This is a genomic window from Bifidobacterium sp. UBA6881 (assembly GCA_002451435.1).
Lineage (GTDB): Bacteria > Actinomycetota > Actinomycetes > Actinomycetales > Bifidobacteriaceae > Bifidobacterium.
Map to the genome: position 1 here is coordinate 1 of DKCF01000023.1, position 10,701 is coordinate 10,701.

The following is a 10,701-nucleotide window of genomic DNA, read 5'->3' on the forward strand; positions in this document are numbered from 1 at the left end:
GACCGCGCCATCGAAATAGGACTGGTGCATGTGGCGCCGGACGGCACGTTGGAGGACGAGCATGAGACCCTGATCCATGTGAACCGCGACATCGGCGCCTCATGGGTGCATCACATCACCGCGCGTGAACTGCTGCACGCGCCCGATTTCGAAGGCATCGCGCATGAATTGCGCGACCTGCTCGCAGGACGCGTGTTCGTCGCGCACAATGTCGCGTTCGATTCGAAATTCCTGCTGGCCGAATACGCCCGCTTGGGCGCGCGGATACCGGTGGGCCAACGCACCATGCTGTGCACGATGAAGCTTTCCCGCGCATTGCTTGGCAGGGGCAAGCTCGCCGACTGCTGCGAATACTTCGGCATCGCCAACAACGACGCGCATAGCGCGTTGAGCGATGCGCACGCCACGGCGATTCTGCTGGGACGGCTCATGCAGGCCGATCCGAAATGGAGCGGATGGAACCATCGCCTGACGGCGGCCGCCGAAGCAGTGGAACGGTGGCCCACGTTCGCGGCGTTGCCCGAAGCGGAATGGATGCCGCGCGGCACGCATACGGACGGTTCCTGGAAACAAGCCGCTCCCGGCGCTTCTGACGTCCGGCGCGGAGATGCCGGGAATGCGGCCGATGCCTCCCATGACGAACGTGGCGGTCATGGTGCGGCCCACGGTGTTTCCATCCACGATGGCAGACATGCCGTCACCCGCGCAACCGCGGCACGCAATACCGTTCGCAATGGCATGTCCGGCAACGGTGCGGCCCTCGGCGATCCTGATGGTGGTGAGGATGCCTTCAATCCGCCGTTGCCCGCAGGCTTCCGGCTGCGTGCCGGGGATGCGATCGTGCTTACGGGGTCGATGCGGGAGCGCCGATCCGAGGTCGAGGCACGATTGACGTCACTCGGATTGGATGTGCGCCCTTCCGTCACCAAGCGCGTGCGGCTGGTAGTGGCCGCCGACCCGTATTCGCAATCCACAAAAGCACGTAAGGCCCGCGACTACGGCATTCCCATCGTCTCCAAACGGCGGTTCCGCGTAATCCTCGAAAAAGGCATCGAGCATTGATGTTCTCCCGCCTATGCTCGCTGCCGTTCAGAGGTGGGGACTTTCTGGGAAGGAACCGGTTGGATATGCGAATGGGACCTCGCGCCTTGACGACGTTGCGGTTCAGCGCGCCAGGAACTTGATCTCGGCGAAGAACTCACGCACCATGTTGTTGAGGAACATGTCGGGCGGCGACCCGGCCGCGATGCCCTGCGCGTCATCCAAACCATACTTGTCCGCGATTTGCAGGGCACGGAACATATGAAAGTTGCTGGTGATGATGCCGACGGAAGCGTTGTCGCCGTCGATGAGTTTCCTGCTGTTGACGATGTTCTCCTCGGTGGTCGTCGAATTGCGTTCCTCGACGATGCGGCTTGAGGCGATGCCGTGCCCTTTCAGATATTCCGCCATGCCCTGCGCCTCCGAGAACGGTTCGTTCGCACCGCGTCCACCGGAAACGATGCAGATGGTCTTCGGATTCGCGTCCAGATATTCGACGGCTTTGTCAAGACGGTACCGCAATACGCGGCTCGGGCCCGATTCACGCACCTGCGCGCCCAGCACCACCACATAATCAAGCCCGGGTCGGCCCTGTTCGTGCAATTTGCTCGCCACGCAACATTCCACCGTGCCGAACACCACCAGGCCAATGCATACGACGGCGACCAGCATATTCTTCACCAGACGCGGCAACAGCGACCACCAGTGGAACAATATTCCGATGGCAAGCAGCAGAAAGCACGCGGCGAACGCCATCCAGACCATCCAGAATCCCGTGCCGGAATGCGTATTGCGCACGGCGAACGCATAATAGACGCACAGTATGGCGAGCAGCGCGAGAAAAACCGACGCCAACCGTCGCAGCAATACCGTCATCGCACCTCTCAATTCACCAATTCAATGCACAGCTACAACCAAGACTAGAAGTCACCATGGGACCATCGCTCGGCAAAACGGCAATGCAGACAAACCTTACGCATTTCCCGGCTTGAGCGTCCGATCCATTACCTCTGTAAGACGGTGGTATATGCTAAGCGCGTGCACGGCTGCTGGCCGGTTTGAGCGTATGACAGCGGTTCTTTTTCAGGCGGCTTCTTTGGGAATGATTGCGCATCACACGGCATGGTTCGCGCATGGACTACGACCAAGAAGATTCCGTCCGAGACGGCTCCATGGGATAGGATGGGAAACCATGACTTCCGCAATTACCATCCGACCGCTCCGGCGCACCGATTTTCCCGCAGTAGAAGAGCTCATCCGCCAAGCCTGGTATGACGACGGCTGCCAGGGATGCGCCGCGGCCACCGATGCGTGGAACGACTCATCGAAGGAACCTTCGGACGTGGGCTCGGCGTCGCGGCAAACCCCGCGTGAGCGTAAGGCGCGTCTTCGCCGGGGAATCCATGTGCGCAACATGCACCGTCTCGCCGCCATCGATCTGCAGGACGCGCTGGCCCGCACCACGACCGCTTTCGTGGCGGAACGTGATGGGCGGGTGCTCGGCATGATCCTCGGATCGGTACGCTCGCACATCACGGACAAGCAGAGGACACGCCATTCGATACGGCGCAATTGCCTGGCATTGCCGTTGATGTTCAGCGCCGAAGGACGGCACGGTGTGTCCGACCAGCTCGCGATCCTGCGCGCCGACAGGGAACTGGAACATGACGCGGGCAAGAAGTACGCCGCCGAAGTGGTGCTGTTCGTGGTGTCGACATCCGCCCGCGGCATGGGCGTCGGCCGTCGGCTGTTCGCGCATATGCTCCACGAATTCCGCCATGCCGGCATCCGCGAATACTTCCTGTTCACCGATACGACCTGCGACTACGGGTTCTACGACCACCGCGGACTGGAACGCCGCGCGGCGCGGACCATGCGTTTCCCGTCCTTCACGCAGAGCGACGGCGGCAAGGGCGGCGCGGTCTCCTTCTTTCTGTACGACGGGTCGTGCTGACGACACCGTCCGGCTGCGGAGCGCATTCCGGAAAGCCATGACCTCTGCGCGTCACCGATGGATCTGACCGTTTGACGTATCAGCCGGTTTCAGCATTGCCTGAAGCCGGCGGCCCGTATGCTCAACACAATCTACGATTCACAAGGACGGGAAGGATGCGCCGTACCTCATCCAATCGGGCACGGTCCAGATCGGCATAGACCAGGCCGTCGCGCTCGCCGGCTTCAGTGAGGATCCGCGCGGACGGATCGACCGCCATGCTATGGCCGATATCATGCTTGCCATGCTCGCTGCATGCCAGAAGATAGCAGGTGTTCTCCAACGCGCGCGCCTTGCACAACGTCATCCAATGATCCACCTTGTCCGTGCCGCGCGCCCATGCCGCGCACACCACCAGTGCGTCGGCGCCGGCGACCGCATGCCGACGGGCCAACTCCGGAAAACGAATGTCGTAGCAGGTCATCACACCGAACTTCCAGCCGTCGATGTCGACCAGCGGCGGAACCTCATCACCGGGCGCGATCACATCGGATTCGCGCTCGCCGAACGCGTCATACAGGTGGATTTTGCGGTATTCGAGCAGAATCTCGCCATGATCGATGACCAGAAGACAGTTATACGGCAGGGGAGCGGAAGCCTCGCGAAGATGCGCGGTCGCCATGACCGCGATGCCATGTGTTTTGCTGATGCCGCGCAGCGCGGTGACGAACGGACCGTTGATGGCCTGCGCATGGTCGGCCGCATAATGCGGATCGTCATCGCTGCGCGCGATCACGCCTTCCGGCAGCACCAACAACCGCGCGTGATTCCGCGCGGCCTCACGCGCATACCCGTCAATGACCGCGATATTGCGCTCCGGCTCTTTTGCCACCGTGAACTGTCCGATTGCCACTCTCATGGTTCGCATTATCGCACGATTTTGAAAAAGGCGGGTGAAATGAGAATCATGCGAAACGAACGGCCTCACAAAAGCCATGTATGCCCTTATTCTGGCTGAAAAACCGTGGGATTCGGGATCGCAAGGCGTGTTTTGACCGGCCGCCTTCGCACGATTTGAAATCAAACCGCAAAATTCCAAATCGTGCGAAAAGTCGTATACACTTACCCGCGGGAGGAAGATTGATGTCACCAAACGCTACATTTCATAACATAACTCAAGGCAAATCTGGAATGAAACACTACGCCGGTTGGGCGGTATTTTCTGCGGCAATAGGCCATGCACTCGACGGCCTTGACCTGATGATTCTCAGTTTTGCGCTTTCAGGCATTATGGCTTCATTCGGCATCGACAACACGACTGCCGGCACGCTCACCTCGATCACACTTGCCGGCGCGTTCGTCGGCGGACTGATTTTCGGAACGTTGTCGGATAAATTCGGCCGAATTACCATGCTGACCTATTCGGTTATCTTTTTCGGCCTGTTCACACTGTGCTCGGCATTCGCTCCGAACTTTTGGCTGATGGCCTTTTTCCGTTTCATGGCAGGTTTGGGAATCGGTGCCGAATTCGGTTTGGGTATGGCCATCGCCTCGGAAGTCTCTAGTCCACAGAACCGTGCGAAGGCGTCCTCGGCAGTGGGGCTGGGATTCCAGATCGGCGTGCTCGTCGCGGCACTCGCATCAGCTCCTATCATCAGCACATTCGGTTGGCGTGGACTGTTCACAGTCGGTGTCATTCCCGCAATCGTTGCCGTCGTCATCCGCAAGTCGGTGCCCGAGCCGCCTATTTTCAAGCAGCACAAGGAATCCGGTAGAAAGCATGGCAACCTTGCCGATTTGTTCCGTACTCCGAAACGTGCGAAATATTCCGTCATCATCATTGTTCTGTCGACCGTGCAGAACGCTGGCTATTTCGGCATCATGACCTGGCTGCCGAAATATCTGAATTCCGAATTGGGACTGTCTCTGACTTCCACCGGCATGTGGACGGCAATAACCGTCATCGGCATGATGATCGGTATCTCCGTATTCGGCTGGTTGGCGGACAAGGCCGGCCGCCGACCGGCTTTCTGGATATTCCAAGCCGGCGCGGCCGCATCGGTGCTCATCTACAGCCGGTTGCAGGATCCGACCGCCTTGTTGATTGGCGGTTTCTTCATGGGCATGTTCGCCAACGGTATGATTGGCGGTTATGGCACGCTTATCGCAGAATTGTTCCCCACCGAGATGCGCGGCACCGCGCAGACCGCCTTGTACAACGCGGGTCGATTCATCGGTGGCGCCTCTGCGCCGGTGTATATCCCAATCATCGCCGCTGCCCACGGTTTCGGCTTTGCCATTGGCTGTGTCGCGTTCATTTACATGATCGCATTCATCGCCATGTTCTTCCTGCCGGAGAAAAAGGGCGCGATGTTGGAGTAGACGTTGGCATATGTGATTGCGTATGTCGTTGAAGTGTTGGCTTTTGCGCTTAAAAGCCAACACTTTTTCGTTTGATGTGCTGGACGTTCAGAATACGCTGATATTGGCTGGGATATTCTGCGCTGTAGCGGACTTTGGCCTGTTGATCGGGAACAAAAGCCTTCATGCGAGATGACGAATTCGGCGCGCATGGGTGTGATTGTTTTTAAGAAGCGCATGACATTACTATGACGTGGTAGCGCAATGTTGCGAAACGTGGAGAAAGTATACAAGGAGGGCGACATGGAATACACGAGAAGGCAACTCAAATCGGTGCTGTACGGCCTTGCCGTCGCGGATGCGCTGGGCGTGCCGTACGAGTTCAAGATGCGCGGCGCATTTCATTGCGGCACGATGGTCGGCCACGGCACGCATGATCAGCCGGCCGGCACATGGAGCGACGACACCGCCATGGCGCTCGCCACGCTTGACTCGCTGTTGGATCATGACGGGGATGTCGACTCCGACGATTTGCTGCACCGATACCGCGACTGGCTGTACAACGGAGAATACACTCCGGACAACAGCGTCTTCGACGTGGGCGGCACATGCCTCATGGCCATCCGCACCGGTCGGGGGCTGTCCGGCGAACGGGACAATGGCAACGGTTCGTTGATGCGCATCGCACCGGCCGCCTTCTTCGACATTTCCGACGATGATATCCGCAGGATTTCCGCGGTCACGCACGCCCATCCGATGAGCTGCGAAGCATGCGTTCTCTATGTGCATGTGCTTCGGCATCTGCTCGACGGCGTGCCGCCACGCGATGCGGTCGCACAGGAATATGGCCGCATATGGGAGAATCCCGAGGATGAGATTTCTTCTTCAGGGTTCGTGAGGCATACGTTGGAAGCCTCATTATGGTGTCTGACGACCACGGAAAACTACAAGGACTGCGTACTCCGTGCGGTGAACCTGGGCGGCGACACCGACACGACCGCTTGCGTCGCGGGCGCGCTCGCCGGCGCCGCGTATGGCTTCGAAGCGATTCCACGGGATTGGGTGGAGACACTGCGTGGCTCCACCCAATTGGACGCGATGGCGGAACGGTATCGCCTGTAACCGTTGGTCTGCACGGCTTCAAACGCCGATACGAGTGAAAGACACTCTTTAGTCGCATTCCCACCGCGGGTCGAACTGGTTGAAGCTGCCGTCCATGACCGCGTCGAGCATGCGTTGCAGCATACGCCGTTTCGGATACATGAGACGCAGTCTTTCCCGCTGGCGCTCCGCCAGATCGCGCTCGCCGAAATCGATGCAGCATTTGAGGATGTTCGCGATGATGATGCGGTTCTCGCCGGTGTCGTCCCTCAGCGGGTTCTTGTCGGCGTCCTGCAAGGGGCGTACAAGCTCGTCCGCGATTTCCGCGGCATGCGTGCGCATGGCGACCGGTGCCAGTTCGTCGAACATGGATTGCCATTGCGGCTTGCGCGCACCGAAGAACACGGCATCGGATTCGTCGATATGCCTGCGTGATTGCAGATATTGCCAAGCATGGTCGCTCAGCCGTTCTTGGATGATGAGCCGTTCGACCATGCGGTTGCGTGAGAACGGGAACAGTTCGTCGCCATACTGGCCGAATAGTTCCATGATGTGCGCGAGGACGTTCGGCCAGTCATCCGTGGCGAGGTCCTTCGCCATCGGCAGGTACCGGTCCGCGGGCGGAACATCCGAAAGAATCGCGTACATGGAGAGCCGCAGCATGGCCCGTGTGTCGTCTTGATGCTCGTAGGCGGCTTCCAAGACGCTCAGCACACCTGCGGGAAACCGCGCGCCGCGGGGAGGACGACTTTCCCCGAAAGAGAGGTCGAAGTCTTTGCCGTCATCGAAAGGATCGTCTTCCTTTTCGTCGTCTTCCTTGGCTTGCTCGCGCCGCGCCTTGTCGTCGATGTCGAATTGGTACGTGCTCAGACCCGGATTGCGGGGCAGGTCGTCATGCATGCGTTCGACCTCGTACCGCAACGCGGTGTCGATGTCACCCATGCCGAAATACCGTTCGAGAATCTCACGCAAAGCCTGCCATTGCGGTTCGGTGAACAGATTCTGCTGAAGGAAACGGTATCCGAAACGATAGCTCATGCCGATTCCCACAGCGGATTCCATCGGACCGTGCGCCCGTTCCTCCTGATAGTTCTCGTCGCGGAAACGTTCGGTGTCACGCATCGGCGTCACCCTCCTTATCTACGTCATCATCCGATCCGCTCAGCGCAGTCGTCTTTCCAATGGATGGCGAATCGGCAAGATACTCCGCCAATGCGCGGCGCAGATGCTCCCGCTGCGGGAACATGCCGACGATGTGCCGGGCCAGATCATAGGCGATGGACCCGCCGAATACAGCGTCAAGATTATGAAGCCAAGCGCCGACCCGTGCCGCGGATTCCTGGTCCTTGTTCTGGTAGATGGGCGAATCCGGCTGTTGCAGCATCCTGCATACGCGTTTCTTGGCATCCTCCGGTGACGCCTCGGCGACAAGGTCGAACAGACGCAGACGGCAATCCTCGCCCTGCAGCATGGAATACTTATCGGCGGCGTCAGGTAGATGCTCCTCCCGAAGAAGCCGCTCATATGCGGGATTCGGGCCACCGTGCATCATGTTCAGCCTGTGGCTGTTCGCATAATCGACGATCGTGTCGCGGTCTTCCCGCCAATGTATGCCGGAAACCTCCCGCAATTTGCGCACATACACCGCCTCGGGGAACGTGCGCGCCATGAGGATGTACATGATGTACAGCCGACGCAATCCCGCGGCGTCGTTCAGATGCTCGTAGGCGGCCTCCAGAATAGTCAGCCATCCGTGCGGCAGATCGGAGATGTCGTGCGGCCTGATGGACGGGACGAGCAGACGCATGTTCATCGTCGAATCGGCTTTGCTGGCCGTTATCTCGCGGCGGATCTGTCGGCGGTCAAGGTATTCGAGATACGGTTCGACATCGGGCAGACCGCACGCGGTTTCGAGAATGCGCCGGACCGCCTTCCAATCCTCATCGGTGAACCGGTCGATGGAATCGACGACGGATTCCACATCGGGGGCGTCGCCGCGTTCGCGGCTTGCAGGAAACTGCCCGTTCCAGTATTTCCCGACCATTCGGGAGGCGTCGTGGGGAATCTGGGAATATTCGCCGTCGGTGCCGCCTTCGGTTTCCGTGTCGGCATCGAGTCGCCGTTCCCGCTGGGCCCGTGCGTCAAGCGTGAGCAGCACCGCGCCCACATGCTTGCAATACGTGTGCTTCTGACCATACGGGCATGAGCATGCCGCGGACACGACCCTGCCGTTGCGGATACGCACATCCACATCGTACGATCCGGTCGCCCCCATCACCTTGGCATGCCACAGGCCGGCTGCCGAACGCGAGACGCATCGGACCATGCCCGCATCGTAGTACGCCAGCGCCCGCTGGTAGATTTTGTAGCTGAACAAGTCGGAGAAATCCTCAAGATGCGGTGTTCGTTCCATAGCTCTCCTCACGGTTTCTTTCCATGGCGTCATCGCCGTGCCATGCCGGTATGCTGCGAACCATAATTTACTGTGCACCATGATAGAACAGGGGGAGCGGCGCCATGATGATGATTTATCTGATTGCGCCGAATCCGAGTGGGCGCAGAAGACTTGGCCGAAGACCGCTGTTCCGGTATTTGGGCTCCTTCTTGTGCGTGGTGCGGAGAATTTCCCTCCGGTACAAAAGCTGCAGATAGTAGTCAAGCACATACTCCGCATGCCGCGGGCAATACAATGCGTGGTGCACGGTATCGCAGCCGGGGTCGGCGCACAGACTGTCAAAGAAGTACCGTGGCTTTTCCATGCAAGGGGACGATGGATTGCCGAAGACGCATGTCGCGCCGTCCGCATGGGGCGCTCGCCATTCGCCGATGCCGCCGTCGAAGGCGATGCCGTTGAAATGCAGCGGAAGCGGGTCTTCTGCAAGAACGCCTGGAAGTTCACCTGAGTTGAGGTCTTCCTCTTCGTCGGCATCATGCCAAGCCGTCATGTCGTATGTAGGCTGCGTCTGCCATGATGCCGGCTCGGCCAGATTTTGGGGCAGGAGATCCCGTTCCGCACGATACGCGCCCAATTTTTGATGGAATTTCTGAATACTCTCGTCTATACGATCGGGATTGTACGGTCGGGGGTCTTCAAGCAGGTATCGGCGCTGCGCTGCTTTGAGACCGACGCCATCAAGAGGCTTCAGATGGTTCTTGATGGTGAACGTGATGTATTTTCCGTGGGATTCCGGGGAGACGGTGACTTCCACAAGCGTATCCCGCGCGAAGGGGAGCGCGAATCCCGTGTTCCTTTCGATGAGCACGCCCAACGCGAAGGTGTCGTTCATTGCCGAACATTCGCGGAGCCTGCCCATGTGCCCGGCTTGCTTGAGATCCTCAACCGTGGTGAAGAACGCGCCATCCACGAATTCCGGATCGCTGCTGGAACTTCCGTTGGATGCATGGGGAACATACAGGGTGAGCGACGGGAAATAGAAGCCGCGCGCCAGATGGTACGGCGTGTGCTGAATCGTCGGCATGCTGAAGCAGTTGGTCTGCGACGTGGGCGTTGCGGTGCCGAACTGCCCGAAACGATATGGAACTCCTAATTCAAGGGGTCGTGATCTGCGCAGATGCGGATCCATTTTGTTCCATGCCAGAATCTCGAACGACAGACCGCTGAGGCCGGTGTTGAGATTGAGGAAATCGACAAGAGTGGAGGCATGGGATCCTCTCAGCAGTTCGCAGGTGGAGCTGGTTTGTTCACCGGGAAGCACTGCGGCGGTTTTGATGTTCATGGTGATCGGTCCTTTCCTGATGATTGCCGCACGCAACGCGGCCACCATCTACAAGTAGAGTAACACGGCCGTCGTGTAAGATGACGGTGTGTCGGAAAATACTCATGCGTTGGATGAATTGGTCGACGAGCTTGACAAAAAGACCAAGAAGAAGACCCGTAATTGGGTCGATGTCTATATGTTGCTCGATCGGGTCGAGAAGGAAGGGATGTGGACGTCTGAGTATAGGAGCATGACGGCCTGCATCAAAGGCCTGGCGGAGCGGCTTGGTTGCAGCCAGCAGTACCTGTGGCGCGTGAGGAAGGCAGGACGGTTCTATCAGAAATATGAGGAATACGAAAAAAAGGAGCGTATCCCGGTTACGAAGCCGTTGCGGGAACTGCACGTCGGAGATGAGATTCTGGCCAGCCTCGACCGACTCAGTGCGGGGGACATGGGTCGCGCGTCCCAATACATGCATCAGGTGCTGAAGGGCGATCTGACGAAGAACCAGATCAAGGGGATGTTGCGTGCGGCCATGGCCGTCAA

The 10,701-nt window shown here is 58.9% G+C and carries 10 protein-coding genes; 5 read left to right on the forward strand and 5 right to left on the reverse strand.

The window, feature by feature from the left end:
• Positions 1-1,062 (forward strand): 3'-5' exonuclease (locus B3C64_RS01830; RefSeq protein ID WP_291533317.1); only part of this gene is annotated, 1,062 nt, incomplete at its 5' end.
• A 102-nt stretch (positions 1,063-1,164) separates the two neighbouring features.
• Here the strand turns inward: B3C64_RS01830 and B3C64_RS01835 are convergent.
• Positions 1,165-1,917 carry a YdcF family protein gene (locus B3C64_RS01835; protein ID WP_291533319.1) on the reverse strand — a complete coding sequence of 251 codons (753 nt, stop codon included), beginning with the start codon at positions 1,915-1,917 and terminating at the stop codon, positions 1,165-1,167.
• A gap of 316 nt (positions 1,918-2,233) precedes the next feature.
• Here B3C64_RS01835 and B3C64_RS01840 point away from each other — a divergent pair, with 316 nt between their 5' ends.
• Positions 2,234-2,995: a GNAT family N-acetyltransferase gene (locus tag B3C64_RS01840; RefSeq protein ID WP_291533320.1), complete on the forward strand. Its 762-nt coding sequence runs from the start codon at positions 2,234-2,236 to the stop codon at positions 2,993-2,995.
• Between the two features lie 121 nt (positions 2,996-3,116).
• Here B3C64_RS01840 and B3C64_RS01845 read toward each other — a convergent pair whose 3' ends face one another.
• A complete protein-coding gene (locus B3C64_RS01845) occupies positions 3,117-3,893 on the reverse strand; it encodes a carbon-nitrogen hydrolase family protein (protein WP_291533322.1) in 777 nt (258 codons plus the stop codon).
• A gap of 272 nt (positions 3,894-4,165) precedes the next feature.
• On the opposite strand from B3C64_RS01845, the gene B3C64_RS01850 reads away from it, so the two are divergent.
• Both B3C64_RS01850 and B3C64_RS01855 read left to right on the forward strand, forming a co-directional pair.
• Positions 4,166-5,356 (forward strand): MFS transporter, encoded by a 1,191-nt coding sequence (locus B3C64_RS01850; protein ID WP_291533324.1) that lies wholly within the window; start codon positions 4,166-4,168, stop codon positions 5,354-5,356.
• A 282-nt stretch (positions 5,357-5,638) separates the two neighbouring features.
• Entirely contained in the window at positions 5,639-6,457 is an 819-nt protein-coding gene (locus B3C64_RS01855) for an ADP-ribosylglycohydrolase family protein (RefSeq protein WP_291533326.1), read from the forward strand.
• Positions 6,458-6,505: 48 nt separating this feature from the next.
• Here the strand turns inward: B3C64_RS01855 and B3C64_RS01860 are convergent, their stop codons facing one another.
• The 3 genes from B3C64_RS01860 to B3C64_RS01870 form a co-directional block, all read right to left on the reverse strand.
• On the reverse strand, positions 6,506-7,558 hold the full coding sequence (locus B3C64_RS01860) for a hypothetical protein (protein ID WP_291533328.1): 1,053 nt from the start codon (positions 7,556-7,558) through the stop codon (positions 6,506-6,508).
• Entirely contained in the window at positions 7,551-8,849 is a 1,299-nt protein-coding gene (locus B3C64_RS01865) for an SWIM zinc finger family protein (protein ID WP_291533329.1), read from the reverse strand. Before B3C64_RS01865 ends, B3C64_RS01860 begins: the two co-directional genes overlap by 8 nt.
• 115 nt (positions 8,850-8,964) lie before the next feature.
• The gene (locus B3C64_RS01870; protein ID WP_291533330.1) at positions 8,965-10,173 is read right to left on the reverse strand and encodes a hypothetical protein; all 1,209 of its coding nucleotides are present in this window, start codon (positions 10,171-10,173) and stop codon (positions 8,965-8,967) included.
• Positions 10,174-10,261: 88 nt separating this feature from the next.
• On the opposite strand from B3C64_RS01870, the gene B3C64_RS01875 reads away from it, so the two are divergent.
• On the forward strand, positions 10,262-10,701 hold a 440-nt coding region (locus tag B3C64_RS01875; RefSeq protein WP_291533331.1), incomplete at its 3' end, for a hypothetical protein.

Excerpts from the sequence above, each read along its gene's own strand:
- B3C64_RS01835 (WP_291533319.1), bottom strand. The coding sequence starts at position 1,917 with ATGACGGTATTGCTGCGACGGTTGGCGTCGGTTTTTCTCGCGCTGCTC.
- B3C64_RS01840 (WP_291533320.1), top strand. The coding sequence starts at position 2,234 with ATGACTTCCGCAATTACCATCCGACCGCTCCGGCGCACCGATTTTCCC.
- B3C64_RS01845 (WP_291533322.1), bottom strand. The coding sequence starts at position 3,893 with ATGAGAGTGGCAATCGGACAGTTCACGGTGGCAAAAGAGCCGGAGCGC.
- B3C64_RS01850 (WP_291533324.1), top strand. The coding sequence starts at position 4,166 with ATGAAACACTACGCCGGTTGGGCGGTATTTTCTGCGGCAATAGGCCAT.
- B3C64_RS01855 (WP_291533326.1), top strand. The coding sequence starts at position 5,639 with ATGGAATACACGAGAAGGCAACTCAAATCGGTGCTGTACGGCCTTGCC.
- B3C64_RS01860 (WP_291533328.1), bottom strand. The coding sequence starts at position 7,558 with ATGCGTGACACCGAACGTTTCCGCGACGAGAACTATCAGGAGGAACGG.
- B3C64_RS01865 (WP_291533329.1), bottom strand. The coding sequence starts at position 8,849 with ATGGAACGAACACCGCATCTTGAGGATTTCTCCGACTTGTTCAGCTAC.
- B3C64_RS01870 (WP_291533330.1), bottom strand. The coding sequence starts at position 10,173 with ATGAACATCAAAACCGCCGCAGTGCTTCCCGGTGAACAAACCAGCTCC.